The sequence below is a fragment of the Bradyrhizobium genosp. SA-4 str. CB756 genome, from assembly GCF_000473125.1.
Taxonomy (GTDB): domain Bacteria; phylum Pseudomonadota; class Alphaproteobacteria; order Rhizobiales; family Xanthobacteraceae; genus Bradyrhizobium; species Bradyrhizobium arachidis.
This window is the reverse complement of record NZ_KI421499.1, coordinates 2,663,670-2,689,376: the sequence shown is the minus strand read 5'-3', so window position 1 is coordinate 2,689,376 and position 25,707 is coordinate 2,663,670. Positions and strand designations below refer to the sequence as shown.

The window sequence follows — 25,707 nt, the reverse complement described above, 5'->3', positions numbered from 1 at the left end:
GATGAATCGTCATCGCGCTTTAGGTTGTTGTTCGAGCATGATCTTTTCGAAAAACCGCTTCGCACTTTTCCGGATCATGCTTCAGGCGCCGATGAACGCGAGCATGTCGGCAAGCAGCCGCTCGCCATGCGTGAGCGGCAGCGGATGCGGCGCGCCCTCATAGACGATGAGCTTGCTGCCTTTGATCAGCTTGGCGGTCTTGGCCCCGGTCAGCGGCAGCGGCGCGCTGGCATCCTTGTCGCCGTGGACGATCAGCGCCGGGCGATCGATCCCGGCGGCGGCTTTGCGGAGATCGGCGAACGCGATGGTCTTGCGGCACGCCAGCGCCACCGGCAGCGGCACGCTCAGCATCATCTGCCGGATCCAGGTCCGCGTGATCTCCGGCGTCTCGGCGGTGAAGAACGGGGCCTCGTTCGCCGCGATCCATTTGGCGAAGTCGCGCGCGATGGCGGCGTTGTCGGCCTCGATCATCGCCTTCGGGATCCCGTCCGGATTGTCCTCGGTCCTGACCAGGAACGGCGTCGTCGGCGCGACCAGCACGAGCCTTGCGATCCGCTCCGATCCGTGGCGCGCGAGATAGTTCACAGCTTCCGCCGTTCCCATGGAGAAGCCGACCAGCGTCACGTCGCGCAGGTCGCGCTGCTCGATCACGGCGGCGACGTCGTCGGTCAGCGTGTCCAGGTCATAACCGGTCGATGGCATCTCGGAACGGCCATGCCCGCGCCTGTCAGGCGCGACGCAGCGGAAACCCTTCTCAGTGAGCGCGGCAATGTGGCTGCCCCAGGTGCTGGCGTCGAAGGTCCAGGCCGACAGCAGCAGCACCGGTTTTCCGCTTCCCCAGTCCTGCACGAACAGCTTCGTGCCGTCCCGGGCCGTCACATAGGGTGATCGCGCGGTCTGCTGGGCTGCTGGAGCGCTCGCGACCGAGGCTGCCGCAAGGACGCTCCCAAACAGGGTGGCTTCGAGGACGGTCCGACGATTCATCGCGTGTCTCCCTCAAGATCGGTCGGCACGTCGCTTGCTGCCGACGGACACGATCATGGCGAAGGCAGCTCCCGTCCGCGATTACGCGGCAGGTAAGACATCACCCACTTCTGGGAACGACGGCCCAAGCCAGCCTCGTGGCCGCCTCGGCGGCGACCCGTTGTTTTCGTGATGGTTTTCCGTCTCAGGCGCTCTGATGCGGCCGTCCGCAGCGGACCGCTTGAAGCCGCAAGCCCGGCGAAACCAACCGGGCGTATTAATGAAACCATTTTGCGAAACCGGTGAAACCATCCGGAAACAGATGGTCCTTAGAAGATGAGCCCATAGACGGCGGCAAAGCCCGTCGGGAGGCTCAGATGAACCACTCAATTCACTCTGCTGATCGTGCGACCCACCTGAAAATCGTGGTGGTGGCGCTGATTGCCGGCATTGCGGTGGCCGGCTTCGGGATCGCAGCCCGCACCAATGCCGATTACAACCAGACCGCCCAGTCCGCTCACGTGGTCAAGGCCGGCAAGCCGGTGGCGGTCACGAGCGCGGGCACGTCCGAGATCCGCTGATCGACCAAAAAAGGTCCGATTTGACACCAAACGGTTGCCTCTGGCGGCCGTTTTGCTTTATTGGCCGTCCCCGGGTGCCCGCGTCAGACGGGTCCGTAGCTGCCGCAACAGTGCTTGAATTTTTGCCCCGAACCGCAGGGACAGGGATCGTTGCGGCTGATGTCGCTCGGGCCGTAACGCAGCCGGTTGAGGATCTTCTTGTTCTGCTCGAGGACCATCTTTCGGCGCGCCTCCTGGACGCCGATCACCGCGGTGTTGTCGCCGGGATCCCAGAACGCCCGCGGCTTCAGATGCGCGAGCTTGCCGCTGACATAGACCGGGTAGAACCAGCCGAGCGTTCCGTCGCGCAGGCGCTGCAACGTCGTCAGGTCGTAGAGGAAGAAGCCCGCCTCCAGCAGTGTCGCGTTGATGTCGACCAGTAAGGATGCACCGACTCGGTGATCTCGATCTCACCCTCATGATCGGTGATGGCGCAGATGCGATAGTCCCCGCCAAGCGCCTCCTTGATGGCCCGGAGGGAGTCTTCGTAGATCCCGTTGGCATCGATGTTGAGAGGCACCGCACCGCCGAGACAGGACAGATGGTTGAGCACGAAGTGTCCATCGGCACAGCCGAGATCGACCACGGTCCCGTAGCGCACGCCCTTCGCGAACAAATTTTGCAGCGTTGCGCTGAAATCGGCTGCCTGCATGAGATCGATTCCGCCAAGTCCCGTTTCAGCCAGTCGTGGCCGTGCTCGCGTGATGCGCGATTTGTTGCGCATTGCCCGCCACAGGCAAAATCAGAAACATAGGGATTTCATCCCGACCACGTGTCGGGAAGGCTCAGGTCCGGCATGTAAGCTATTGAGATTCCGCCAAAAATGGCGCGAGAGACGGGGCTCGAACCCGCGACCTCCGGCGTGACAGGCCGGCGCTCTAACCAACTGAGCTACTCCCGCGTGACGCGTATGTGTCCGCGCGGAACGAGGGGGGAATTAAAGGCCGGACCAAGTGAAGTCAAGGACGTTGGTACCTAAAGCCGGAATAGTCCCGTCCCCCGCCGATTGCGTGCGTGCAGAGCCTCCTCCACCTCTCGCGACGTAGTCAGTTCAGCCCCGAATCGTCTACGCCTTCCGTCACTTGCGTGGTTCCGAGGCCCTCCCCGAGACCTCGCCAGGAATGGAGGAGGCCAGACATGGCAAAGAAAGCTGCCGCTCCCGCCACCATCACGCTCAAGCACCTCGCCGCCGATATCGCGGAGAGCCAGGACCTGTCGAAAAAGCACGCCGAAGCCGTCCTCACCGACATGGTCGAGCTGATCACCAAGCACCTGAAGAAGGGCGACCGCGTCCGCATCGTCGGCCTCGGTATCCTCCAGGTCCGCAAGCGCGCCGCCCGCACCGGCCGCAATCCCGCCACCGGCGAGGCCATCCACATCAAGGCCAGCAAGAAGGTCGCGTTCCGCCCGGTCAAGGAACTGAAAGAGGCGATCTGAGCGGCTTACGTCTCGTTAAGCCTGATCCCATCTCGTCCGGCCGCATCAAGGCCCGCTTTTCTGATATACCGCCTGCTTCCCCAAAGACCCGGCGGTTGACCAGAAATGTCCTCTCTCTCCTTTTCGCACACCGTGACCGAGCGCTTCCTGCGCTACGTCACCATCGACACCCAGTCCGATCCGGATTCCCCTCACTCGCCCTCGACCGAGAAGCAGAAAGACCTCGGCCGCGTGCTCGCCGCCGAGCTGAAGGCCATGGGCGTGGCGGACGCCCATCTCGACGAGTACGGTTACGTCTACGGAACGATTCCGGCCACCACCGACAAGAAGGTGCCGGTGATCTGCTTCTGCTCACACATGGACACCTCGCCCGACGTCACCGGCAAGGACGTCAAGCCGCAAATGATGAAGAACTATCGCGGTGGCGACATCACACTACCCGGCGATCCCAGCCAGGTGATCCGCTTCAATGAGCACCCCGCGCTGAAGAACCAGATCGGCAACGACATCATCACCACCGACGGCACCACGCTGCTCGGGGCCGACAACAAGGCCGGCGTCGCCGAAATCATGGATGCCGCGCATTTCTTCATCAACAACCCCGACGTGAAGCACGGCACCATCAAGATCCTGTTCACGCCGGATGAAGAGATCGGGCGCGGCGTCGACAATGTCGACCTGAAGAAGCTCGGCGCCGATTTCGGCTACACCATGGACGGCGAAAGCGCCGGCAGCGTCGAGGACGAGACCTTCTCGGCCGACGGCGCCACCATCACCATCAACGGCGTCAGCGCCCATCCCGGCTACGCCAAGGGCAAGATGGAGCACGCGATCAAGATCGCTTCCGCCATCGTCGAGCGGCTGCCGAAGGAAGGCTGCTCGCCGGAAACGACCTCGGGCAAGCAGGGCTTCCTGCATCCGATCGGCATCGACGGCGCGCTGGAGCAGGCGACGCTCTCCTTCATCGTGCGCGACTTCACCGAGGAAGGGCTGAAGGAGAAGGAGGCCCTGCTCGAGGGCATCGTCAAGGACGTGATGAAGGACTATCCGCGCTCGACCTACACGTTCGAGATACGCGAGCAGTACCGCAACATGAAGCAGGTGATCGACCGTCACCCGCACGTGCTCGAATACGCCATCGAGGCGATCCGCCGCGCCGGCCTGCGCCCGATGCGCACCGCGATCCGCGGTGGCACCGACGGCTCGCGCCTGTCCTTCATGGGCCTGCCCTGCCCCAACATCTTCGCCGGCGAGCACGCGTTCCATTCGCGCCTGGAATGGGTGAGCCGGCAGGACATGGAAAAGGCGGTGCAGACCATCGTGCATCTGGCGATGATCTGGGAGGAGAAGGCTTAGCCTCTCGAAGACAGGGATGGCCGCGCTCGTCCCGGCCCGTCCCAGTCGCGACGCCGTTAGCCTTGGACATGCATTAGTCTTGGACATGCAAATGCAATATGTTCGGTCCGGTCGCGCCAACCTTGCAACAGACGTGGCGGGCAACGGCACTGCCGTCGTCTTTCTTCATGCCAATGTGTGCGACCGGCGGATGTGGCGCGTCCAGCTGAATGGAATGAGTGCGACCCACAAGGCGGTCGCTTATGACCGACGCGGGTTCGGCGAGACGCGCGCCGAGCCTGAAGACTTTTCCGCCCTCGCAGACCTCGTGGCGGTGCTGGAGGCTACCGCAGACAACGGGCCCGCGATCCTCGTTGGCTGCTCCCTTGGCGGTCGCATCGCGCTCGATGCCGCCCTCCGACACCCGTCGCTTGTTCGCGCGCTCGTCCTGATCGCTCCGAACGTCGCGGGGGCACCCGATCCGGTCTACAGTCCCGACATCGAGAAACTGATGATGCAGTCGAAGGAAGCCGAGGCATCCGGCGATCTCGATCGGCTCAACGCGATGAAGGCCCGCCTCTGGCTGGACGGACCGCTGGCGCCCGAAGGTCGCGTTGCCGGCTCCGCCCGCGATCTGCTCCTCGACATGAACGGCATCGCGCTTCGCTCCCAACCCTTCGGCGCGGATGTGGACGTTGTTCCCTTCTTCCACCGACTCCATGAAATCGCGGTACCGACCCTCATCGCGTGGGGCGACCTCGATTTCCCCTATGTCCAGGATCGCTGTCGTCGGGTCGTTGCGGCAATCCCGGGGGCGGAGGGCCGTGAAATGCCGGACGTGGCTCATCTCCCTAGCCTGGAGCGTCCCGCGGAAATCACGAGCCTGATCGCCGAATTCGTGGGCCGGCGTGCGGGGACGGACAGCTAGGTCCGCGCCTCGCATGCTTACGGCACCGGCATCGCCCGCGGACTGCGATGGAAGCGGTTCGAGCTTGCCATCCAGTTCGGCAACGGCTCGCCATCGCGGTGGCGTCCGCCGGCAACGGCGGCACCCCAGGCGACTGCGGCACCGATCAGGGCCGCCGCCGCAACCGAGAAGGCCACGATGATCGAGTTGCGCCGCGCGCGGTTGATCGCCGTGTGGGCTTCCGCGATCATCGCGTCGACCCGCCGCTCGGAATCAGGCGCCGCCAATCCCGTGGCCGCAGCGACCTGCTGCACGAGATAGGTCCGGTCGTCGGTGCTGACACCGCTATGGCTCGAAGACGTCATCAGGATGCGTCCCGCCTCGGCGCGGGCTTCCCGCATGTCGGTGTTGGGCGGCCTGCGCGGCGCGCGGAACAGCTTGTCGAGCTCATAGCTGAGCAGCGGCTCGGCTGAGGTGACATTACCGGCTCCGCTGCGCATCGGCGAACGGTCGAGCGCGGCCGCACCGAGGATCGCCAGCAGCGCCGCACCGATCAGCACGGCAAGAGCCCAGGACGTCAGGCCGTGCAGCCCGTCCCGTCGCTCGCCGTCATCCTCGATCGTCGTTAGCGCCGGCGCCGGTCGCGTGGTCCGGCCGGCGATGTAGCCGCCGAAGCCGAAGCTGACGATCGCCTGGATGATCAGATACAGCCCGGACAGCAGTGCCAACGCCGCCGACGCATCACGCCATGTCGGCGAGGCCGAACTGACCCCGAGGCCGATGGCAACGCCAAAGCCGACGAGGATGAACGACATCGCTCCGGCGGCGAATGCGCCTGCCAGCACCGGGCCCCATTGGATGGTCCGGCGATCCTCGGCGATCGCCGCGCCGCCCTCCATCACGTCTTCCTGCACGAGAGTTTCGATTGTCATCGCGGCTCTCTCAGCGCAGGCCAAAGAATGACAGGATCGCCATGATCACGACGATCAAGCCGATGAGATAAATTAGTCCGTCCATGGTCCTTCCTCCTCAACATTCCCAATCGCTAATCAGGAGGCAGGAGGAACGTTCCTAATTCGGCATGGTCTTGTGGAACGAACCGGCGAGATGCGAATTGTCTGTCCAAGTCCCAAGGATGAAGATTGTGAGCACAAAAGGCCCCAGCCGGGCAGCCCCGGAGCTGGGGCCTTTCCGCGTGTGCGACCGCCTGACCTGCCCGTTTCCTGTCGTATGTTAACGACGCCGGCGGCGGGATCATCAAAGATGCGATCGGGACGGGACCTGCAAATCGGGAGAGGCGCGTGGACCGCAGAACGGCGTGCCTGCATCAGGCGGATATATTCCGGGAGAAGGCCCTCGCCGATCCCGAGCACCACGATCAATGGATCGACGAAGCCATCAAATGGCTGGAGCGGGCGATGGAGGCGAGCTGTCACGCCGTCATCACAGTCGAGGCTGACGAGATCAGCCATGTTCCGGAGCCGGCGCGCGCGACCGCGATCGAAACGCTCGCCTCGCCCCTGCGTGTAATCGCCCGCCAGTGAGAAGCGCTCGCAGCTCGCGCTGCTGCGGCAAATGTTCCTGGGACGTAACAATGTTGCGGGTCGACACTGTTCCCGCCGCCATGCTAGGTCGGGCCCAGACCGCAACCAGAGTGACGTCGTGCGCGCGAACCGCCAGCCCTCAGCATCCCGCCGACCGCGCAACTGGCGCGGCCTGCTGTCCGTGCTGATCGCGGCCGTCTATCTGCTCGCCGGCGCGCTGCACGGCCTGCACGACGTCGACGTGACCACGCCTGCCGGCGGCTCGGAAATCGCGGCGGTGCTCGATACGGCCGGACATAGCGACCACAAGGCGATCGGCGGCCATCATTGCCATGGCTGCTTCTCGGTCGCAGTCGTTCAGCCGGCACCATCGAGCACGTCGATCCCATTCGTGGCGGCTCCGCACCCTGAGCCCGAGCCCCGCCTCACCGGCATCGTCCCCGATACCGACTCCCGGCCCCCCAAGCATCTGACCTGAACGGATCAGCCGGGCGCCAGCTGCGCGCCCATCTCGTCTCCTTCACAGGTCCTATTCATGCTTTCCAGGCAGACGGCCGCGCGCATGGCATGCGCGATGGCTCTTCTCATCAGCCCACCGCTGGTGCTGACCTCACACGCCCAGACGCTGACGATGCGCGCGGCGCTATCGCGTGCGCTGGCCGCGAGCCCGCGCCTGACGGCGGCGGAGCGCGATGTCGGCATCGCCACCGGCCAGCGCATCCAGGCGGGCGCACTGCTCAATCCGGAACTGTCCTATGAGCAGGACAACTCGTTCGGCTCCGGCATCTATCGCGGCACAAGGTCGGCCGAGACCACGCTTCAGATCAGCCAGGCCTTCGAGCTGTTCGGCAAGCGCGAGGCGCGGGTCGCAGCCGGCGCGGCCGGCATCGAGGTCGCCGCGATCCAGCGCAAGGCGGTCAGGCTGGAGGTGCTGTCGGAGACCGCCATCGCCTTCCTCAGCGTGCTCGGCGCGCAGCGGCGCATCCAGATCCTCGACGAGCAGATCGCCGCGATCGACCGCCTGACGCCGCTGCTGCGCCGCCGCGTCGAGGCCGGCGCCTCCTCACCGGCCGAAACCGGCCGCGCCGAGGTCGCCTCGGCGCTGGTGAAGGCCGACCGCGAGCGCTTCAAGGCGACGCTGGCGAGCGTACGGCGCGAGCTTGCCGTGCTGATGGGCGATCCTGCCGCGAAATTCGGCGAGGTCTCCGGCCGGCTCGACACCATGGGCAAGCCGCCGACGTTCCAGTCGGTGGTCGCCGCCATCGACGCCAATCCGCAGCTGGTGCGCTGGACCGCGGTCTATGCCCAGCGCAATGCCGAGCTGCTGATGGCGCGCCTGCGGCCCTACCCAGACGTGCGCATCGCCGCCGGCTGGCGCCATTTCAACGACACCAATGACGACGCGGTGCGCCTCACCGTCTCGGTACCGATCCCCGTGTTCGACCAGAACCAGGGCAACATCCTCTCGGCGCAGGAGAGCCTCGCCAAGACCAAGGCCGAGCGCGAGGCGAGCCGCAACACGCTGATCGTGGTCGCCGGCCGCGCCTACGACGCGGTGCAAGGCTCGCTGCGCGAGCTCGCGGTGCTGCGCGAGACCGCCATACCCAAGGCGACCGAAGCGTCCGAAGCGATCTCGCAAGGCTACGGCCAGGGCCGCTTCACCCTGCTCGAAGTGCTCGACGCCCAGGCGAGCGTGACGCAGGCGCGCCTGCGCGAGCAGGAGGCCTTGCAAAACTTCCATGTCGGCGTTGCCACCATCGAAGGCCTCGTCGGCAATCCCTTCACGCTCGCGCGGGAGAGCGCACGATGAAGACAGTCTCCACCATTCTCGTTGCCGTCGTGGCCGCCGCGTTCGGCGCTTACGGCTATTCCCTGCTCGCGCCGTCCAAGGTCGCGCACACCGACCATACCGAGCATTCCGAACAGAAAAAGCCGAACGATCATGTCGAGCAGGATGAGCACGGCGCCGACCGCATCCGCATCTCCGACGTCAAGCTGGCCGCAGCGGGCGTGACGCTGGCGGAGGCCGCGAGCGCGACGCTGACCGACACGCTGTCCTTCAACGGCATCTTGCGCGCCAACCAAGAGGCGGTGGTTCAGGTCACTCCCCGCTTTCCCGGGCTTGCAAAATCGATCCAGAAGCGCATCGGCGACAAGGTCGCCAAGGACGACCTGCTCGCCGCCATCGAGAGCAACCAGAGCCTGACGGTCTACGAGCTGAAGGCGCCGATCGCCGGCACCGTCATCGAGCGCCAGATCTCGCTCGGCGAATACGCCTCCGAGCAGAAGCCGGCCTTCGTCGTCGCCGACCTCTCCACCATCTGGGTCGATCTGTCGATCTACCGGCAGGATCTGCGGCGCGTGCGCCTGAACGACGAGGTGCTGATTGACCCCGACGACGGCCGCGGCGAGATCAAGGGCACGATCTCCTACATGGCGCCGATCGGCTCGAGCGAGACCCAGACCGCGCTGGCGCGCGTGGTGCTGCCAAATCCGGACGGACGCTTGCGTCCCGGCCTGTTCGTCACGGCGCGGCTGATCCTCGCCGCCCGCAATGTCGCGGTCGCCGTGCGCCGCAGCGCGATCCAGACACTGGAGAACAAGACCATCGTGTTCGTGCGCGAGGATGGCGACAAGATCGAGGCGCGGCCGGTCGAGCTGGGCGACTCCGACCCGCGCTATGTCGAGATCAAGGCAGGCCTTTCCGCCGGCGAGCACTACGTCGCGGAGAACAGTTTTGTGGTGAAGGCCGAGATGGGCAAGGGGGAGGCCGAGCATGATTGAGCGCCTCATCGCCGCCTCGCTGAAGCAGCGCTGGCTGGTCCTCCTGCTCGCGCTCGGCGCCGTCGCGTTCGGCGGCTGGAATTTTCAGCGCCTGCCGATCGACGCCGTACCCGACATCACCAACGTGCAGGTGCAGATCAACACCCGCGCGCCCGGCTACTCGCCACTCGAAACCGAGCAGCGCATCACCTTCCCGGTCGAGACCGTGATGGGCGGGCTGCCCAAGCTCGACTACACGCGCTCGCTGTCGCGCTACGGCCTCAGCCAGGTGACGGTGGTCTTCAAGGACGGCACCGACATCTATTTCGCCCGGCAGCTCGTGGGCGAGCGCATCCAGCAGGTGAAGGACCAGCTGCCGGCCGGCGTCGAGGTCGCAATGGGACCGATCTCGAGCGGGCTTGGCGAAATCTTCATGTACACCGTCGAGGCCAAGGCGGGCGCGAAGGCACCAGGCGGCCATGATTACTCGCTGACCGACCTGCGCACCGTGCAGGACTGGATCATCCGGCCGCAGCTTCGCAACGTGCCGGGGGTGATCGAGGTCAACACCATCGGCGGCTTCGAGCGGCAATTCCACGTGCTGCCGGACCCCGGCAAGCTGATGGCCTACCGGCTCGGCTTTCGCGACGTCATGACGGCGCTGGCCGCCAACAACGCCAATGTCGGCGCCGGTTATATCGAGCGCAACGGCGAGCAATATCTGGTGCGGTCGCCGGGCCAAGTCGGCAGCATCAGCGAGATCCAGGATGTCGTGATCGGCTCGCGCGGTGGCAATCCTGTCAGGATCCGGGACATCGCCACCGTCACCGAAGGCCGTGATTTGCGCACGGGCGCGGCGACGCGCGACGGTGAGGAGACCGTGCTCGGCACCGCCATGCTGCTGATCGGCGAGAACAGCCGCACGGTGGCGCGTCGTGTCGCGGCGCGTCTCGAGGACATCGCCAAATCGCTGCCCGACGGCGTCGTGACGCGAACCGTCTACGACCGCACCCATCTGGTCGAGGCCACGGTCCGCACGGTCCAGAACAACCTTGTGGAAGGCGCGGCACTGGTCGTGGCCGTGCTGTTCCTGATCCTCGGCAACATCCGCGCCGCGCTGGTGGTGGCTTGCGTCATTCCGCTGTCGATGGCCATGACCATCACCGGAATGGTCGAGACCAAGGTCAGCGCCAACCTGATGAGTCTCGGTGCGATCGACTTCGGCATCATCGTCGACGGCGCCGTGATCATCGTCGAGAATTGCCTGCGCATGCTGGCGGTGGCCCAGCGCGAGAAAGGCGGCCTGCTCACGACCTCCGAACGGCTGCGCGCGATCCAGCGCGGGTCGAGCGACGTCATCAAGCCGAGCCTGTTCGGAACGCTGATCATCGCGGTGGTGTACCTGCCCGTGCTGACGCTGACGGGCGTCGAGGGCAAGATGTTCACGCCGATGGCGCTGACCGTGCTGATGGCGCTCGGCGCGGCGGTCATGTTCTCCATCACCTTCGTGCCGGCGGCGGTCGCCATCTTCGTCACGGGCAAGGTTTCCGAGCACGAAAACCTGTTCATGCGGATGGCAAAGCGCGCCTATCTCCCCCTGCTCCGCTTTGCCATCGACAACCGGGCCGCCGTCGCGATCATGGCCGTCGTCATCGTGGTCGCGAGCGGCATCGCCGCTTCGCGAATGGGCGGCGAGTTCATTCCGAGCCTGGACGAGGGCGACGTCGCGCTGGCCTCGATCCGGATTCCCGGCACCAGCCTCACCCAGTCGCTGGACCTCCAGAAGGCGCTGGAAAAGCGCATCATGCAGATTCCGGAGGTGAAGGAGTTCTTCACCCGCATCGGCACCGCGGAGGTCGCCACCGATCCGATGTCGCCGGCGCAGACCGACGGCTACATCATGCTGAAGCCGCGCGCCGAATGGCCCGACCCGGACAAGCCGAAATCGGAGGTGATCGAAGCCATCGACAAGGCCGCCGACGACATTCCCGGCAGCGCCTATGAGCTCTCCCAGCCGGTCCAGTTTCGCGTCAACGAGCTGATCTCCGGCGTGCGCAGCGACGTCGGCATCAAGGTTTTCGGCGACGACCTCGACATCCTGCAAGGCGCGGCAAAGCAGGTCGAGGCGGCGATCCGCGGCATCCGCGGCGCCAGCGACGTCAAGATCGAGCAGGTCTCGGGCCTGCCGATCCTCACCGTCCGCCTCGATCGTCAGGCGCTCGCCCGCTATGGGCTCAGCATCAGTGAGGTGCAGGGCATCGTCGAGATCGCGGTGGGCGGCAAGTCGGCCGGAAAGCTGTTCGAGGGCGACCGCCGCTTCGACATCGTCGTGCGCCTGCCGGAGCAGCTGCGCGGCAATCTCGAGGCGATCCGCGCCATCCCGATCCCGCTGCCGCCAGGCGAGGACGCCGCGGCCAGCGCGCCGATCCGCACAGCGCTGTCAGGCTCTCCCCTCGCTCAGATGCGCTACGTGCCGCTGTCGTCGGTCGCAACCGTCGATACGACGCCCGGCCCCAACCAGATCAGCCGCGAGAACGGCAAGCGGCGCATCGTCGTCACCGCCAACGTCCGCGCGCGCGATCTCGGCTCCTTCGTGAGCGAGGCGGAAGCAGCCGTCGCCGAAAAGGTCAAGCTGCCGCCGGGCTACTGGATCGGCTGGGGCGGACAGTTCGAGCAGCTGGTCTCCGCCACCAAGCGCCTGACGATCGTCGTGCCGGTGGCGCTACTGCTGGTATTCCTGCTGCTGTTCATGGGCATGGGATCGGCGGCGGATGCGGCGCTGGTGTTCTCCGGCGTGCCGTTGGCGCTGACCGGCGGCGTTGCGGCGCTGCTGTTGCGCGGCATCCCGCTGTCGATCAGCGCCGGCGTCGGCTTCATCGCGCTGTCGGGCGTCGCCGTGCTCAACGGACTCGTCATCATCGCCTTCATCGAGCGGCTGCGCAGCGAGGGTCGGCCCATTGCGGAAGCCGTGCGCGAAGGCGCCCTGACCCGTCTGCGCCCCGTGCTGATGACGGCCCTGGTCGCCTCGCTCGGCTTCGTGCCGATGGCACTCGCCACCGGCGCCGGCGCCGAGGTGCAGCGGCCGCTCGCGACCGTGGTGATCGGTGGCATCATCTCCTCGACGGTGCTGACGCTCTTGGTACTGCCGGCGCTCTATGTGCTGTTCCGCCGTGACGCCGCGGGCGAAGCGCCTACAATGGCGGCTGACTTGGCGGAGCGCTAGAATTGGCAAGCCACGACCATCACAGCCATCACCATTATGATCATGCCGGCCACGGGCATGATCATGGTCACAGCCATGGCCATGACCACGCGCATGGTGCCGGACACGTCCATGCGCCCACCAATTTCGGCAAGGCGTTCGCGATCGGCATCACCCTGAACACCGCGCTGGTCGTCGCCGAAGCGGTCTATGGCTATATCGGCAACTCCACGGCATTGCTCGCGGACGCCGGCCACAACCTGTCCGACGTGCTCGGCCTTGTCGTGGCCTGGGGCGCCTCGGTTGCGGCAAAGCGCGCGCCGAGCGGCCGCTTCACCTACGGTTTCCGTGCCTCGACCATCCTGGCGGCGCTGGCGAACGCGGTGTTTCTGCTGGTCGCGACTGGCGCAATCGGCTGGGAGGCGATCCTGCGCCTGCGCGAGCCGGAGCCGATCGCGGGCGTCACCGTGATGGTGGTCGCCGGCATCGGCATCCTCATCAACGGCTTCACCGCCATGCTGTTCGCAAGCGGCCGCAAGGACGACATCAACATCGAAGGCGCGTACCTGCACATGGCGGCCGACGCCGCGGTCTCGCTCGGCGTCGTGGTCTCGGCAGCGCTGATCATCTGGACCGGCTGGCTCTGGCTCGATCCCGTCACCAGCCTCGTGATCTGCGCCACCATCCTCTGGAGCACGACGAGCCTCTTGCGCGGCTCGATCGACATGTCGATGGCCGCAGCCCCGAAGGGCACTGACCTTGCGGCGATCAAGGCGTTCCTGCTGGCGCGGCCGGGCGTGTCAGGGATTCACGATCTCCACGTCTGGCCGATCTCGACCACCGAGACGGCGCTGACCTGCCATCTCGTCATGCCCGCCGGCACCGGCGATGCATTCCTGATGGAGACCGCGCAGCTGCTGAGGACATCGTTCCGCATCGGCCACACCACGCTTCAGGTGGAGACGCATCCCGACAACGGCTGCGCGCTGGCGCCGGATGATGTGGTGTGAGGGACGGCGACCGTTGTGGCGCGCATCGCTGCCGCTCGCTCGGTGTCGTCCCCGCGAACGCGGGGACCCATAACCACAGGGAGAAGTCGCGGCGCGAGCCGACGACCACGAGTCCTCGTCAAACTTCTCCCCGTGGTTATGGGTCCCGGACCTGCGCTCCGCTTGTCCGGGACGACACCGGGGATTGGAACGACGCTGAGCAGCAAACTCTCTACGCCGCCTTCGCCGTCACGATCCAGATCGCACCCTGCAGCGCCACGCTCTGCCCCTTCAGGAACGGCGCGAGCGTCTCGCGGATCGAGGCTTTGGCAGCGTCATAGGTCTCCGGCGGATGGCCTTGCAGCGCGCGGCTGGCGGGGCCGATCTGGAGCGAGCCGTCGACGGCGGCGTCGAGACCGCCGCCGATGGCGATGTCCATGGGGAGATTGTGCGGCTCCATCGCGACGTCCGCGAAGCCGGCGCCCTTGAGGATGCGCATCACGCGCTCTTCCGAGGCGAAGGCGAACGGGCCCGGCTCCTCCGGCCCGACCGGCGGCATCTTCGGCACGTGTTTGTAGACCGCCATCAGCGGCGCCATCATCCACGGGTTTTCCTTCGGCTCGCGCCAGCAGACGAAAGCGAGCCGCCCTGTAGGCTTGAGCGCACGGCGGAGATTGCTGAAGGACGCGATGGGATCGGCGAAGAACATCACGCCGAAGCGCGAGGCCAGGAGATCAAAGCTCGCCGGCTCGAATGGATGGACCGTCGCATCCGCCAGCACGAAATCGAGCGGCAGACCCTTTGGCGCAAACGCGCGCGCCTGCGACAGCATCGGGTCGGACACATCGAGGCCGAGCGCAAGGCCATCGGGCGCAACCGCCTTTGCGAACGCGACCGTCGTCGCGCCGGAGCCGCAGCCGACATCGATCACCCGCTCGCCCGGCTTTGGTTTGGCACGGTCGATCAGGACGTCGGCGATCGGCCCGAGCAGCTTCTCCTGCGCCGCATGGCGGTCGGCCCAGCGCTGCCCGCTCGGGCCGTTCCAATAGGCGATCTGGTCGGCGTTTTGCTCGTGTCCGCTTGGCTGTTCCATGGGGGCCTCTCTGGCAGCTCGGTCGAAAGACCCCGATGCCGAAAAGCAATGACGCCGTCAACCGAGGTTGCTCTGTCCACCTGCCGGCGAGACATGCCTCCGTTCTCGCCGCGTTGCGCGGCGTCACAGATTGACGGACGGTGAGAGGACTTACTGCCGAGCTGCGCTATGCCAATGCGCTCCGCAAAGTCATTCGGCCGCCAGCGAGGCTCCAGTTCGCTTCGCAAGAACCCGGCGGAAGTCCGTTGCCAGCTCGTCATAATAGCGGGCAAGCTCCTCATAAAAAGCCTTGCCGGCTTCGTCGCTCGCTTCCTGAGCTGCTTTCATGCAGTGAGCGGCTTTGGACTCGTACCTTTCCAACTTCGTGCGAAGATCACTCATCACGGCGATACTCCACGCTAATTAAGGGAACTGGAACGGTGGTTCGCGGTGCGATCTAAAAGATGACCGAAGGAAGGCAATTTTGGACCCGCCACGAGTCTCTTTCAGGGCGCCGGATGCCTGGTAAAAGCCCGCCTCCGCCCGTTGGGCTCTGGCGCGGCAGCAGGCGCCTGTGACATTCATCACACAGCGGCCTTTGCCGCGATGGCACTCTGCGACTACTCTGATCACATTGCGATTTGGGGCTGCAATGGGCGCGACTCGGATTTTTTTGGTCTTATTGACCTTCATCTGTTTGGACTGCGGAGGAGCGCACGCGGAAAAGCGCGTGGCGCTCGTGATCGGCAATTCCGCCTACAAGAGCGCGCCGAGGCTCGCCAATCCCGTGAACGACGCCTCTCTCGTCGGCGGCATGCTGAAGAGAGCCGGGTTCGACCAGGTTGATATCAAGCTCGACCTCAACGCTGCGGAGATGCGCCGGGCCTTACGCGACTTCGGTGCCAGGACGCGTGAGGCTGATGTGGCCGTCGTCTATTATGCGGGTCACGGCATCGAGCTTGACGGCGTCAACTACCTGATCCCCACGGATGCCAGCCTTGAGACCGACAGCGATGTCCTCGACGAGACGCTGCCGCTGGATCGCGCTCTGTTCGCGGTCGAGCCGGCCATGCAACTCCGGCTCGTCATCCTCGATGCCTGCCGGGACAATCCATTCGCCAAGACCATGAAGCGGACCATGGCCGCGCGCTCGATCGGGCGCGGCCTCGCCAAGGTCGAGCCGACCGGCCCGAACACCATGATTGCTTTCGCGGCAAAGGCCGGCTCGACAGCTTCGGACGGCGACTCCAAGAACAGCCCGTTCGCCGCGGCGCTGGTCGAGCGCCTCCCCACGCCCGGGCTCGACCTGCGCAAGGCGTTCGGCTTCATCCGCGACGATGTTCTCAAGAACACCGGCTACAAGCAGGAGCCTTATGTTTACGGCTCGCTCGGCGGCGACGACGTGTCGTTGGTCCCGGCCAAGCCTGCTGTCACCACGGGGCCGCAAGCGAACCCGCAGGACGCGATCCGTCGGGACTACGAGCTGGCGCTGCAGGCGGGAAACCGGGACGCCTGGGAGGCCTTCCTGCAGGCCTATCCCGACGGCTTCTATGCCGGCCTCGCCCGCGCGCAGCTGAAGAACGTTGCCGCAGAAGAAGCGCGCGCCGCCGCAGCCGAAAAGGCGCGCCAGGCGGAAGAAGCCAAGACCCGTCTCGCCGCCGAGCGCGCCAACAAGGCCGAGCAAGAGAAGGCCGCGGCGGCAGCCAGGGTGGCCGAGGAGAAACGGCTTGCCGCCGAGAAGGCCAAGCAGGTCGAGGAAGCCAAGGCGGCCGCAGCCGAGCAACGCAGGCTGCAAGCGGAGGCCGCAGCGGCGAAAGTGCTGGCTGACAAGCAAAAGCCCGCAGAAGGCGAGCAAAAGGTCGCGGCGATCGCGCCGCCGTCGGCTTTAGCGCGGCCGACGATGTCGACCGAGGAGCTGACGAAGGTTCTGCAACTCGAGCTGCACCGTGTCGGATGTCACCCGGCGCCTGCGGATGGCATCTGGACGGCCTCATCGCAGGCTGCGTTGGCGCAGTACAACAAATATGCCGGAACCAAATTTGACGAAAGGCTGCTGGGCTACGACGTGCTCGATGCAGTCAAGGCGAAGCAAAGCCGGGTCTGCCCACTGGTCTGCGACCACGGCTTCAAGGCGAGTGGCGATGCCTGCGTGAAGATCGCCTGCCGCGCAGGCTACCGCGTCAACGACGACAATGAATGCGCAAAGGTGCAGGAGAACAAGCCAGACGCCGCGCGCAATGATGCAAGCAAGCGGGACATGGAGCGCAAGAAAGTGGAGTCCGCCCCGGCAAAGCCCCAGGCCTCAGGGCAGGTCATCTGCAATACCGGCGGCTGTCGCCCCGTGAGACCTGGATGCCGCGTCGTCCAGAAATGGGGGGGGGCGGCCGCCAGCTACCAGGTCGAAGAGTGCAATTGAGATCGCGGATAGATCAGGGTCGGCAGCGACCGCAGTTGGCGCGACAGCCATCGCGCCCCTGTCACCGATCGGATCGGGTCTGCCGATCCGAGGCACGCCTCCAAACACCCGCCTTCGCCCCGCTGGGCTTCGGCGTGGCAGCCTTGGCTCGCTTCGCGTCAATAAGTTCGGAGGCTGGCCTGCCCAGCCGTAGCTCGCGAAGCGAGCGAAGGCTGGTGGGCGGTCGAACCGCGGACCCTCTCGGTGTACACGAGATGCTCTAACCAGCTGAGCTAATTCCTTGCCGTAGGCATCATCGGACCCGCGCACCGTGTCTCATCTGTGCGCATTGCGGCCGCATTGGTTTCACCGAACGGCCACACCGGAATCAGATGCCAACCAGATTTCCTCGATAGGTTCGCCGTTCCTCAAATCCGGAAAGGCATGGACCATGCGCAGCTTCACGGCATCCGTCATCGTTGCAGTTCTCTCCCTCGGAACACCTGCTCTGGTGCAGGCACAGGGCGCATCGTCGCAACCCGGCACCGAACAGCCGTCCACACAGTCCAGCACAGTGATCCGGAGCATACAGGTTGTGGACGTCAAAGAATTGCAGCCGGCCGTGCGCGCGAAGGTCGATGAACTCGTGGCGCACACAAGCGACCAAGACATCCAGTCGCTCCGGCAGTCCATCGACGCCACACCGCAGGCCGCCTCCGTGCTCAAGGCCAAGGGCTTGAGTTCGTCGCAAGTCATCGCGATCAACATCGCCGACGGTGTTCTGACGATGTTCACCAAGACAGCCTGATATCAGACGGGAGTTGAGGCGCTGCACGGCGGCCGTGAGCACGATCGCCTCCTCGCCGGACGACGATCCGCGCTACGAAAGAGGGTTGCCCTGCAGCGGGCCCGCTGCAGGCCTGCCCGTATCGAGCATGAAACCCCCGACAAGGCCGCAAATTGGAGTCAGTTCGCGACGCGCTCGGCTCTTGCTTCGGCACCCACCGGGGCGCTAAAGAGGCGCACTTGGGCGGTTAGCTCAGCTGGTTAGAGCATCTCGTTTACACCGAGAGGGTCCGCGGTTCGAATCCGTGACCGCCCACCAGCCTGCGCTCGCGCAGCGACGCAGGATGCCACGCCGGAGCCCAAAGAGCGAAGGCCGGCTTTTCGCAGCGAGCTATGGCTAGGCAAGCCCGACCTCAATCCCTCGGCCGCCCCGGCAGCAGCGGCACCGCGTCGATCCAGACTGCAGCCGACTGGCACCAGATCTGCCTGACGGGCCGCAATTGGTCGCGTTGGCGGATGCTGCCCCAGCGGATGCCCCAATCGTCGGCCTGGTCGCCCTCGCCGTTGGTGAACAAAGGCGAACCGCACTCGGCGCAGAAGTGCTGGAAGCGCATCCGGCCGTTGTCGCCGCGCTTGCCATAGATTTTGGGCGTGCCGGCGGTGAGCTTGACGTCAGCCTTGGTGCAGATCGCGGTGACCCGGAACGGCGAGCCGGTCAGCGTCTGGCAGTCGGTGCAGTGACACACCGAGACCGCCTCAGGGTCGACTTCGGCCTCAAAGGTGATCTGCCCGCAATGGCATTGTCCGTCGACCTGCATCGCCCGCGTCCCCTTCCCTCAAAACAAAAACGGCGCCCGAAGGCGCCGTTTTATCATCTTTTTGAACTGCGTTCTCAGTGAGCGGTCAGGCCGCCGGCGGCCTCATCGCCGTCCGGCTTCACCGTCACCTTGGTGTCCTCTTCCCAGACGATCGGCACCGGCTTCTTCACCAGCGCCTTGGCGACGACGTCGTCGAGACGGGAGACCGGGATGATCTCCATGCCGCCCTTGATCGCATCGGAAATCTCCGTGAGATCCTTGGCGTTGTCCTCGGGGATCAACACCGTCTTGATGCCGCCGCGGGCAGCGGCCAGCAGCTTCTCCTTGAGGCCGCCGATCGGCAGCACGCGGCCGCGCAGCGTGATCTCGCCGGTCATCGCGACATCGTGGCGGACCGGGATGCCGGTCATGACCGAGATGATCGCGGTGGCCATCGCCACGCCCGCGGACGGACCGTCCTTCGGCGTCGCGCCCTCCGGCACGTGCACGTGGATGTCGCGCCGGTCGAACAGCGGCGGCTCGACGCCGTAATTGATCGCGCGGGAGCGGACGTAGGACGCCGCCGCCGAGATCGATTCCTTCATGACGTCGCGCAGGTTGCCCGTGACCGTCATCTTGCCCTTGCCGGGCATCATGACGCCTTCGATGGTCAGCAGCTCGCCGCCGACATCGGTCCAGGCAAGGCCAGTGACGATGCCGACCTGCGGCTCGCTCTCGATCTCGCCGAAGCGGTACTTCGGCACGCCGAGCAGCTCTTCCAGAGTCTTCTCGGTGACCTTGACCGACTTCTTCTTGGAGATCATCAGCTCCTTCACCGCCTTGCGGGCGAGTGTGGAGAGCTCACGCTCCAGGTTACGCACGCCCGCTTCGCGGGTGTAGCGGCGGATCAGCAGCAGCAGCGCGTCGTCGTCGATCGAGAACTCCTTGGAGTCCAGGCCGTGCTTGGACACCGCGTTCGGGATCAGATGCTTGCGCGCGATCTCGACCTTCTCGTTCTCGGTGTAGCCCGCGATCCGGATGATCTCCATGCGGTCCATCAGCGGGCCGGGAATATTGAGCGTATTCGCGGTCGTGATGAACATCACGTTGGAGAGATCGTAGTCGACCTCGAGATAGTGGTCGTTGAACGTTCCGTTCTGCTCGGGGTCGAGAACCTCAAGCAAAGCCGAGGACGGATCGCCGCGGAAATCGGCGCCCATCTTGTCGATCTCGTCCAGCAGGAACAGCGGGTTGGACGACTTGGCCTTGCGCATCGACTGGATGATCTTGCCGGGCATCGAGCCGATATAGGTGCGGCGGTGACCGCGGATCTCGGCCTCGTCGCGCACGCCGCCGAGCGAGACGCGCACGAATTCGCGCCCCGTCGCCTTCGCGATGGACTTGCCGAGCGAGGTCTTGCCGACGCCGGGAGGACCGACGAGGCACAGGATCGGACCGGTCAGCTTGTTGGCGCGGGATTGCACGGCGAGATACTCGACGATGCGTTCCTTGACCTTCTCCAGACCGTAGTGATCTGAATCCAGGATGGCTTGCGCCGCCTCCAGATCCTTCTTCACCTTGGACTTCTTGTTCCACGGGATCGACAGCAGCCAGTCCAGATAGTTGCGCACGACGGTCGCTTCCGCGGACATCGGCGACATCTGGCGCAGCTTCTTCAATTCATGCTGCGCCTTCTCGCGCGCTTCCTTGGAGAGCTTGGTCTTGGAGATCTTCTCTTCGAGATCGGCGAGCTCGTCGCGACCATCGTCGTCGCCAAGTTCCTTCTGGATCGCCTTCATCTGCTCGTTGAGATAATACTCGCGCTGGGTCTTCTCCATCTGGCGCTTGACGCGCGAGCGGATGCGCTTCTCGACCTGCAGCACCGAGATCTCGCTCTCCATCAGGCCCAGCACCTTCTCGAGGCGCGTGGTGACCGACAGCGTCTCCAGGATGCCCTGGCGGTCCGCGATCTTGACGGCGAGATGCGAGGCAACGGTGTCGGCGAGCTTGGCGAAATCGGTGATCGCCTGCACGACACCGACGACCTCGGCCGAGATCTTCTTGTTGAGCTTCACATAGCTCTCGAAGTCGGACACGACCGAGCGCGCCAGCGCCTCGGCCTCGACCGACTTCGCATCGGTATCGGCGAGCGCGACGGCGGTGGCTTCATAGTAGTCGGCGCGATCGGTGTATTTCTGCACGCGCGCACGCTCGAGCCCTTCGACCAGCACCTTCACGGTGCCGTCGGGAAGCTTCAAGAGCTGGAGCACGCTGGCAAGCGTACCGGTCTCGTAAATGGCATCGGGCGCCGGATCATCGTCGGACGCGTTCTTCTGCGTCGCGAGCATGATCAGCGCATCGTTCTTCATCACCTCTTCGAGCGCGCGGATCGACTTCTCGCGACCGACGAAGAGCGGCACGATCATGTGCGGGAAGACGACGATATCGCGCAGCGGCAGCACGGGATAAGCGTGCGCCTCGCCATGGACGATGGTTGGCCGGGGTTTTGGATTAGTCATGGCCTTTTCCTTTTGCTTTGCCCCCTTGCACGCAGCCCGCTGTCTCATGCGCAACCGCCACAAGGTGCCGAGGTGATCGACAGAGCCGGTCTACCATTCGCAGGTTGGACCAGGCTTGCCGGATCGGAACAGCGGCGAATCTTGAACGGAATTCTCGCTCGCCGCCGACATTAGGTGGCTATCGACCCGGGGGGTGTCAAGTCATTGAAATACGCGCGCCATCAGGCGCTTACGCACACAGGTAAGCGACGCAACATGGGCTGCGGAGAAGCATTCCGCAGCCCTCAACTGATAAGACGTTCGGAGCGTTCCAGCGCCGCAATTTAGGCGCTGGCGTTCTCGACCGCGCGATCGGAGCGATCGGCGTAGATGTAGAGCGGACGGGCCGTGCCTTCCACGACTTCGCGCGAAATCACGACTTCTTCCACACCTTCCAGGCCCGGCAGGTCGAACATGGTCTCGAGCAGGATCGCCTCGAGGATCGAGCGCAGGCCGCGCGCGCCGGTCTTGCGCTCGATGGCCTTGCGGGCAACCGCGCCGAGCGCCTCGTCGGCGAAGGTGAGCTCGATGTTCTCCATCTCGAACAGCCGCTGGTACTGTTTCACCAGCGCGTTCTTCGGCTCGGTCAGGATCTTCTTCAGCGAGGTCTCATCGAGGTCCTCGAGCGTCGCCACGACGGGCAGACGGCCGACGAACTCGGGGATGAGGCCGTACTTCAGGAGGTCCTCAGGCTCGACGTGACGGAAGATCTCGCCAGTCCGGCGGTCCTCCGGCGCGAGCACCTGGGCACCAAAGCCGATCGAGGTCGACCGGCCGCGCGCCGAGATGATCTTCTCGAGGCCGGCGAACGCACCGCCGCAGATGAAAAGGATGTTGGTGGTATCCACCTGCAGGAACTCCTGCTGCGGATGCTTGCGGCCGCCCTGCGGCGGGACCGAAGCCACCGTGCCTTCCATGATCTTGAGCAGCGCCTGCTGCACGCCCTCACCCGACACGTCACGCGTGATCGAGGGGTTGTCGGACTTGCGGCTGATCTTGTCGATTTCGTCGATGTAGACGATGCCGCGCTGGGCGCGCTCGACATTGTAGTCGGCGGCCTGGAGCAGCTTCAGGATGATGTTCTCGACGTCCTCACCGACATAGCCGGCTTCGGTCAGCGTGGTCGCATCCGCCATCGTGAACGGCACGTCCAGGATGCGGGCGAGCGTCTGCGCGAGCAGCGTCTTGCCCGAGCCGGTCGGACCGATCAGCAGGATGTTCGACTTCGCGAGCTCGACGTCGTTGTGCTTGGTCTGGTGGTTGAGGCGCTTGTAGTGGTTGTGCACCGCGACCGACAGGACCTTCTTAGCATGGCTCTGGCCGATCACGTAGTCGTCCAGCACCTTGCAGATTTCCTTCGGCGTCGGAATGCCGTCGCGCGACTTCACGAGCGAGGACTTGTTCTCCTCGCGGATGATGTCCATGCAGAGCTCGACGCACTCGTCGCAGATGAAGACCGTGGGACCCGCGATCAGTTTGCGGACTTCGTGCTGGCTCTTGCCGCAGAACGAGCAATATAGCGTGTTCTTGGAGTCGCTCGTGCCAACCTTACTCATTCATGTCTCCGTCCGCGGTTCGATCGTCTCGCTCGATCGCTCCATCCCGGCACGAATGGCCGGTATGAAGTTCAAATAGAGCAAATTCCGTACCAAAAAAGACCCTACGCGTTACATCCCGTGCGAATCACGGTCACTCGATTCTCCCGCGATCATAGCCGATCATGCGTAGCCAACCATGCTGTCACCCGACTATCAAGAATTCGCTAATCGGGGGCCGCCGGCTACCCGTGACAATACCGTGATTTCCGGTCTTGGCACGAGCGAAGTGATGGAAATCACCCCGGCGTTGCTGGATTGCCACGAAAAACAAGCACGAAAGCGGAACTTTGTGCCCATCGCAGCGCGCAAACGGCGTTTTTTTTGCGACGCGCACAGACGTCCGTAACGTCAACACCGCCTTGACGGTGTCCCGCGATCCCCGGGGTATTCTCCCAGGGATCGCCGCTGCAGCCCAGTAGTGTTACGGGGCCTTCGCCGGCGCCGGCTCTTCGGCGCGCTTGTCGATGACCTTGTCGACCAGGCCGAACTCCTTGGCGTCGTTCGCGGTCAGGAACTTGTCGCGCTCCAGCGCGTCCTCGATCGACTTGTAGGTCTGGCCGGTGTGCTTCACGTAGATCTCGTTGAGCCGCTTCTTCAGGTTCAGGATCTCCTGGGCGTGCAGCATGATGTCGGTGGCCTGACCCTGGAAGCCGCCGGAGGGCTGATGCACCATGATGCGCGCGTTCGGCAGCGAGAAGCGCATGTCCTTCTCGCCGGCGGCGAGCAGCAGCGAGCCCATCGAGGCCGCCTGGCCGGTGCAGAGCGTGGAGACCGGAGGACGGATGAACTGCATGGTGTCGTAGATCGCAAGGCCCGACGTCACCACGCCGCCCGGCGAGTTGATGTACATCGAGATTTCCTTCTTCGGATTTTCCGCCTCGAGGAACAACAGCTGCGCGACGATCAGCGTCGACATGCCGTCCTCGACCGGACCAGTCACGAAGATGATGCGCTCCTTCAGAAGGCGCGAGAAAATGTCGTAGGCGCGCTCGCCACGGTTGGTCTGCTCGACCACCATGGGCACGAGGTTCATGTAGGTTTCAACCGGATCGCGCATGAGTCACCTAGGGTTTTTGAGAGGCGGACATCGCCAGTCTTGGCCGCCAGTTTTGGCTGGATGTGCCGGAAGGCAGATGGACGTCCCGTGATGCAGGAACTTTCGTAGAAGAGCTAGCGACAGATATAGCCCAATTCGTGCCAGACAAGTCCTGAACGAATTAAGGCTTAATCGATCAGGCCGTTGAAGCTGATTCGCATAAAGAGGCCCAGCCGGCCATCTGGCTAGCTGGGCCCCTTCGCTGATCATCCTTAATAGAAGGCTGTTTCAAAGCTTTCAGGCGGCGGTCTTTTCCGCCTCGTCGTCCTTGTAGAGGTCCTCGCGCGAGACCTTCTTCTCGGTCACGTTGGCGAGCTCGAGGATGAAGTCGACGACCTTGTCCTCATAGATCGGTGCACGAAGCTGGGCCAACGCCTGGGCGTTGTTGCGGTAAAAATCCCAGACTTCCTTTTCGCGGCCCGGCATCTGGCGGGCACGCTCGATCACGGCGCGGCCGACCTCGTCGTCGGTCACGGTGATCTTGTTCTTCTCGCCGATCTCGGAGAGCACGAGGCCCAGCCGAACGCGGCGGTCGGCGATCTTGTGGTACTCTTCCTTCGCCTTCTCCTCAGTGGTGTCCTCGTCGGCAAAGGTCTTGCCGGCGGAGTCCATCTCGGCCTTGACCGAGTTCCACATCAGATTGAACTCCTCCTCGACGAGCGACGGGGGAGCCTCGAAGCGATGCGCCTCGTCGAGCCGGTCGAGCAGCGCGCGCTTGACGCGCTGGCGCGTCGCGGTCGCGAACTCGGCAGCCAGACGCTCGCGCGCGGCTTCCTTCAGCTTGTCGAGCGATTCAAGGCCGAGCGTCTTGGCGAACTCGTCGTCGACCGCGAGATCCTGCGGCGACTCGATCAGGGTCGCGGTGGTCTCGAACTCGGCCGGCTGTCCAGCGAGCTTGTCGTTCATGTAGTTCTTCGGGAACGACACCTTCAGCGTGCGGGTCTCATTGGCACCGATGCCGATGAGCTGCTCCTCGAAGCCGGGGATGAAGGTGTTGGATCCGATCAGCACCTGGATGCCCTCGCCGGTGCCGCCCTCGAACGCTTCGCCGCTGATGGTGCCCTTGAAGTTGATCGTAACGCGGTCGCCCGAGGCGGCCTTGGCGCCCTCGCCCTTCGCTGCATAGGTGCGGTTGGAATCGGCGATGCGCTTGATCGCCTCGTCGACGTCGGCATCGGAGACCTCGGCGACGGGCTTCTCGACCTGGAAGCTCTTGAAGTCGGCGAGCGCGATCGACGGCACAACCTCGATCGCGACCGTGTAGGTCAGATCGGTCTTGCCGTTCAGCAGCTCCTCGACCTCGGCCTGCTCGGTCGGCATGGTGATCTTCGGCTCGGTCGCAAGGCGGAAGCCGCGCTCGGAGAACAGCTGCGTGTTGGTGTCGCGGATGGTCTGGTCGATGGTCTCGGCCATCACCGAACGGCCATAGACCTTCTTGAGGTGCGTGACCGGCACCTTGCCGGGACGGAAGCCGTTGATGCGGACCTTGTCCTTGAGGTCGACGAGCTTGGCGCCGGCCTTGGCGTCGAGATCAGACGCGGGAACGCTGATCTTGAACTCGTGCTTCAAACCTTCCGAGAGGGTTTCTGTGACCTGCATGGCGTCCAATCTTCTTTTCGCTCGGTCCCGGCACATTGCGCGTCGG

At 64.7% G+C, this 25,707-nt stretch carries 23 protein-coding genes and 2 tRNA genes; 13 read left to right on the top strand and 12 right to left on the bottom strand.

The window, feature by feature from the left end; translation table 11 throughout:
• Window positions 1-81 precede the first annotated feature (81 nt).
• Window positions 82-984, bottom strand: a complete 903-nt coding sequence (locus BRAGE_RS0113285) for an alpha/beta fold hydrolase (protein WP_028146275.1) — start codon at window positions 982-984, stop codon at window positions 82-84.
• A 356-nt stretch (window positions 985-1,340) separates the two neighbouring features.
• Here BRAGE_RS0113285 and BRAGE_RS0113280 point away from each other — a divergent pair, with 356 nt between their 5' ends.
• A complete protein-coding gene (locus tag BRAGE_RS0113280; RefSeq protein WP_027559495.1) occupies window positions 1,341-1,544 on the top strand; it encodes a hypothetical protein in 204 nt (67 codons plus the stop codon).
• Between the two features lie 83 nt (window positions 1,545-1,627).
• On the opposite strand, the gene BRAGE_RS56815 is transcribed toward BRAGE_RS0113280, so the two are convergent.
• The 3 genes from BRAGE_RS56815 to BRAGE_RS0113265 all read right to left on the bottom strand — a co-directional run bounded on the left by BRAGE_RS56815 (window position 1,628) and on the right by BRAGE_RS0113265 (window position 2,484).
• A complete protein-coding gene (locus BRAGE_RS56815) occupies window positions 1,628-1,903 on the bottom strand; it encodes an SEC-C metal-binding domain-containing protein (protein ID WP_027559496.1) in 276 nt (91 codons plus the stop codon).
• 5 nt (window positions 1,904-1,908) lie between these two features.
• On the bottom strand, window positions 1,909-2,235 hold the full coding sequence (locus BRAGE_RS56810; protein ID WP_231164037.1) for a hypothetical protein: 327 nt from the start codon (window positions 2,233-2,235) through the stop codon (window positions 1,909-1,911).
• Window positions 2,236-2,407: 172 nt separating this feature from the next.
• Window positions 2,408-2,484, bottom strand: a tRNA-Asp gene (locus BRAGE_RS0113265).
• Window positions 2,485-2,720: 236 nt separating this feature from the next.
• On the opposite strand from BRAGE_RS0113265, the gene BRAGE_RS0113260 reads away from it, so the two are divergent.
• The 3 genes from BRAGE_RS0113260 (at window position 2,721) to BRAGE_RS0113250 (ending at window position 5,283) form a co-directional block, all read left to right on the top strand.
• Window positions 2,721-3,020, top strand: a complete 300-nt coding sequence (locus BRAGE_RS0113260) for an HU family DNA-binding protein (RefSeq protein WP_027559498.1) — start codon at window positions 2,721-2,723, stop codon at window positions 3,018-3,020.
• Window positions 3,021-3,125: 105 nt separating this feature from the next.
• Window positions 3,126-4,376 (top strand): peptidase T, encoded by a 1,251-nt coding sequence (gene pepT, locus BRAGE_RS0113255; protein WP_027559499.1) that lies wholly within the window; start codon window positions 3,126-3,128, stop codon window positions 4,374-4,376.
• A gap of 91 nt (window positions 4,377-4,467) precedes the next feature.
• Entirely contained in the window at window positions 4,468-5,283 is an 816-nt protein-coding gene (locus BRAGE_RS0113250) for an alpha/beta fold hydrolase (RefSeq protein WP_027559500.1), read from the top strand.
• A gap of 17 nt (window positions 5,284-5,300) precedes the next feature.
• Here the strand turns inward: BRAGE_RS0113250 and BRAGE_RS0113245 are convergent, their stop codons facing one another.
• On the bottom strand, window positions 5,301-6,194 hold the full coding sequence (locus tag BRAGE_RS0113245; RefSeq protein WP_027559501.1) for a hypothetical protein: 894 nt from the start codon (window positions 6,192-6,194) through the stop codon (window positions 5,301-5,303).
• A gap of 369 nt (window positions 6,195-6,563) precedes the next feature.
• On the opposite strand from BRAGE_RS0113245, the gene BRAGE_RS0113240 reads away from it, so the two are divergent.
• The 6 genes from BRAGE_RS0113240 (at window position 6,564) to BRAGE_RS0113215 (ending at window position 13,781) form a co-directional block, all read left to right on the top strand.
• Window positions 6,564-6,806: a hypothetical protein gene (locus BRAGE_RS0113240; RefSeq protein WP_027559502.1), complete on the top strand. Its 243-nt coding sequence runs from the start codon at window positions 6,564-6,566 to the stop codon at window positions 6,804-6,806.
• 118 nt (window positions 6,807-6,924) lie between these two features.
• Window positions 6,925-7,284, top strand: coding sequence for a hypothetical protein (locus BRAGE_RS0113235; RefSeq protein WP_027559503.1), 360 nt, complete (start codon window positions 6,925-6,927; stop codon window positions 7,282-7,284).
• Between the two features lie 57 nt (window positions 7,285-7,341).
• Window positions 7,342-8,616, top strand: a complete 1,275-nt coding sequence (gene ihpA, locus BRAGE_RS0113230) for a divalent metal ion exporter subunit IhpA (protein WP_027559504.1) — start codon at window positions 7,342-7,344, stop codon at window positions 8,614-8,616.
• A complete protein-coding gene (gene ihpB, locus BRAGE_RS0113225; protein ID WP_027559505.1) occupies window positions 8,613-9,590 on the top strand; it encodes a divalent metal ion exporter adaptor subunit IhpB in 978 nt (325 codons plus the stop codon). The genes ihpA and ihpB overlap by 4 nt, the downstream gene beginning before the upstream one ends.
• Complete coding sequence (locus BRAGE_RS0113220; RefSeq protein ID WP_027559506.1) at window positions 9,583-12,792, top strand: efflux RND transporter permease subunit; 3,210 nt, start codon at window positions 9,583-9,585, stop codon at window positions 12,790-12,792. Before ihpB ends, BRAGE_RS0113220 begins: the two co-directional genes overlap by 8 nt.
• Before the next feature lie 2 nt (window positions 12,793-12,794).
• Complete coding sequence (locus tag BRAGE_RS0113215) at window positions 12,795-13,781, top strand: cation diffusion facilitator family transporter (protein WP_027559507.1); 987 nt, start codon at window positions 12,795-12,797, stop codon at window positions 13,779-13,781.
• A gap of 211 nt (window positions 13,782-13,992) precedes the next feature.
• On the opposite strand, the gene BRAGE_RS0113210 is transcribed toward BRAGE_RS0113215, so the two are convergent.
• Both BRAGE_RS0113210 and BRAGE_RS0113205 read right to left on the bottom strand, forming a co-directional pair.
• Window positions 13,993-14,853, bottom strand: a complete 861-nt coding sequence (locus BRAGE_RS0113210; RefSeq protein ID WP_027559508.1) for a class I SAM-dependent methyltransferase — start codon at window positions 14,851-14,853, stop codon at window positions 13,993-13,995.
• 189 nt (window positions 14,854-15,042) lie between these two features.
• Complete coding sequence (locus tag BRAGE_RS0113205) at window positions 15,043-15,234, bottom strand: hypothetical protein (protein ID WP_027559509.1); 192 nt, start codon at window positions 15,232-15,234, stop codon at window positions 15,043-15,045.
• A 250-nt stretch (window positions 15,235-15,484) separates the two neighbouring features.
• Here BRAGE_RS0113205 and BRAGE_RS48515 point away from each other — a divergent pair, with 250 nt between their 5' ends.
• From BRAGE_RS48515 to BRAGE_RS0113185, 3 genes are all read left to right on the top strand, one after another.
• On the top strand, window positions 15,485-17,248 hold the full coding sequence (locus BRAGE_RS48515) for a caspase family protein (RefSeq protein ID WP_027559510.1): 1,764 nt from the start codon (window positions 15,485-15,487) through the stop codon (window positions 17,246-17,248).
• 430 nt (window positions 17,249-17,678) lie between these two features.
• Window positions 17,679-18,035 carry a hypothetical protein gene (locus tag BRAGE_RS0113190; protein WP_027559511.1) on the top strand — a complete coding sequence of 119 codons (357 nt, stop codon included), beginning with the start codon at window positions 17,679-17,681 and terminating at the stop codon, window positions 18,033-18,035.
• A 220-nt stretch (window positions 18,036-18,255) separates the two neighbouring features.
• Window positions 18,256-18,332: transfer RNA gene (locus BRAGE_RS0113185), tRNA-Val, on the top strand.
• A 94-nt stretch (window positions 18,333-18,426) separates the two neighbouring features.
• On the opposite strand, the gene BRAGE_RS0113180 is transcribed toward BRAGE_RS0113185, so the two are convergent.
• From BRAGE_RS0113180 to tig, 5 genes are all read right to left on the bottom strand, one after another.
• Window positions 18,427-18,831, bottom strand: coding sequence for a GFA family protein (locus tag BRAGE_RS0113180; protein ID WP_027559512.1), 405 nt, complete (start codon window positions 18,829-18,831; stop codon window positions 18,427-18,429).
• A gap of 74 nt (window positions 18,832-18,905) precedes the next feature.
• A complete protein-coding gene (gene lon / locus BRAGE_RS0113175) occupies window positions 18,906-21,329 on the bottom strand; it encodes an endopeptidase La (RefSeq protein ID WP_027559513.1) in 2,424 nt (807 codons plus the stop codon).
• Between the two features lie 323 nt (window positions 21,330-21,652).
• The gene (clpX, locus tag BRAGE_RS0113170; protein ID WP_008547851.1) at window positions 21,653-22,924 is read right to left on the bottom strand and encodes an ATP-dependent Clp protease ATP-binding subunit ClpX; all 1,272 of its coding nucleotides are present in this window, start codon (window positions 22,922-22,924) and stop codon (window positions 21,653-21,655) included.
• A gap of 463 nt (window positions 22,925-23,387) precedes the next feature.
• The gene (locus BRAGE_RS0113165) at window positions 23,388-24,023 is read right to left on the bottom strand and encodes an ATP-dependent Clp protease proteolytic subunit (protein WP_027559514.1); all 636 of its coding nucleotides are present in this window, start codon (window positions 24,021-24,023) and stop codon (window positions 23,388-23,390) included.
• A 276-nt stretch (window positions 24,024-24,299) separates the two neighbouring features.
• The gene (tig, locus tag BRAGE_RS0113160; RefSeq protein ID WP_027559515.1) at window positions 24,300-25,661 is read right to left on the bottom strand and encodes a trigger factor; all 1,362 of its coding nucleotides are present in this window, start codon (window positions 25,659-25,661) and stop codon (window positions 24,300-24,302) included.
• Window positions 25,662-25,707 lie beyond the last annotated feature (46 nt).

Bases quoted from the DNA above. Each gene is read 5' to 3' on its own strand.
- BRAGE_RS56810 (WP_231164037.1), bottom strand. From the start codon at position 2,235: ATGCAGGCAGCCGATTTCAGCGCAACGCTGCAAAATTTGTTCGCGAAG.
- BRAGE_RS0113180 (WP_027559512.1), bottom strand. From the start codon at position 18,831: ATGCAGGTCGACGGACAATGCCATTGCGGGCAGATCACCTTTGAGGCC.
- BRAGE_RS0113245 (WP_027559501.1), bottom strand. From the start codon at position 6,194: ATGACAATCGAAACTCTCGTGCAGGAAGACGTGATGGAGGGCGGCGCG.
- pepT (WP_027559499.1), top strand. From the start codon at position 3,126: ATGTCCTCTCTCTCCTTTTCGCACACCGTGACCGAGCGCTTCCTGCGC.
- BRAGE_RS0113280 (WP_027559495.1), top strand. From the start codon at position 1,341: ATGAACCACTCAATTCACTCTGCTGATCGTGCGACCCACCTGAAAATC.
- BRAGE_RS0113250 (WP_027559500.1), top strand. From the start codon at position 4,468: ATGCAATATGTTCGGTCCGGTCGCGCCAACCTTGCAACAGACGTGGCG.
- BRAGE_RS48515 (WP_027559510.1), top strand. From the start codon at position 15,485: ATGGGCGCGACTCGGATTTTTTTGGTCTTATTGACCTTCATCTGTTTG.
- clpX (WP_008547851.1), bottom strand. From the start codon at position 22,924: ATGAGTAAGGTTGGCACGAGCGACTCCAAGAACACGCTATATTGCTCG.
- lon (WP_027559513.1), bottom strand. From the start codon at position 21,329: ATGACTAATCCAAAACCCCGGCCAACCATCGTCCATGGCGAGGCGCAC.
- ihpA (WP_027559504.1), top strand. From the start codon at position 7,342: ATGCTTTCCAGGCAGACGGCCGCGCGCATGGCATGCGCGATGGCTCTT.
- BRAGE_RS0113260 (WP_027559498.1), top strand. From the start codon at position 2,721: ATGGCAAAGAAAGCTGCCGCTCCCGCCACCATCACGCTCAAGCACCTC.
- tig (WP_027559515.1), bottom strand. From the start codon at position 25,661: ATGCAGGTCACAGAAACCCTCTCGGAAGGTTTGAAGCACGAGTTCAAG.
- ihpB (WP_027559505.1), top strand. From the start codon at position 8,613: ATGAAGACAGTCTCCACCATTCTCGTTGCCGTCGTGGCCGCCGCGTTC.
- BRAGE_RS0113165 (WP_027559514.1), bottom strand. From the start codon at position 24,023: ATGCGCGATCCGGTTGAAACCTACATGAACCTCGTGCCCATGGTGGTC.
- BRAGE_RS0113190 (WP_027559511.1), top strand. From the start codon at position 17,679: ATGCGCAGCTTCACGGCATCCGTCATCGTTGCAGTTCTCTCCCTCGGA.
- BRAGE_RS0113205 (WP_027559509.1), bottom strand. From the start codon at position 15,234: ATGAGTGATCTTCGCACGAAGTTGGAAAGGTACGAGTCCAAAGCCGCT.
- BRAGE_RS0113220 (WP_027559506.1), top strand. From the start codon at position 9,583: ATGATTGAGCGCCTCATCGCCGCCTCGCTGAAGCAGCGCTGGCTGGTC.
- BRAGE_RS0113210 (WP_027559508.1), bottom strand. From the start codon at position 14,853: ATGGAACAGCCAAGCGGACACGAGCAAAACGCCGACCAGATCGCCTAT.
- BRAGE_RS0113285 (WP_028146275.1), bottom strand. From the start codon at position 984: ATGAATCGTCGGACCGTCCTCGAAGCCACCCTGTTTGGGAGCGTCCTT.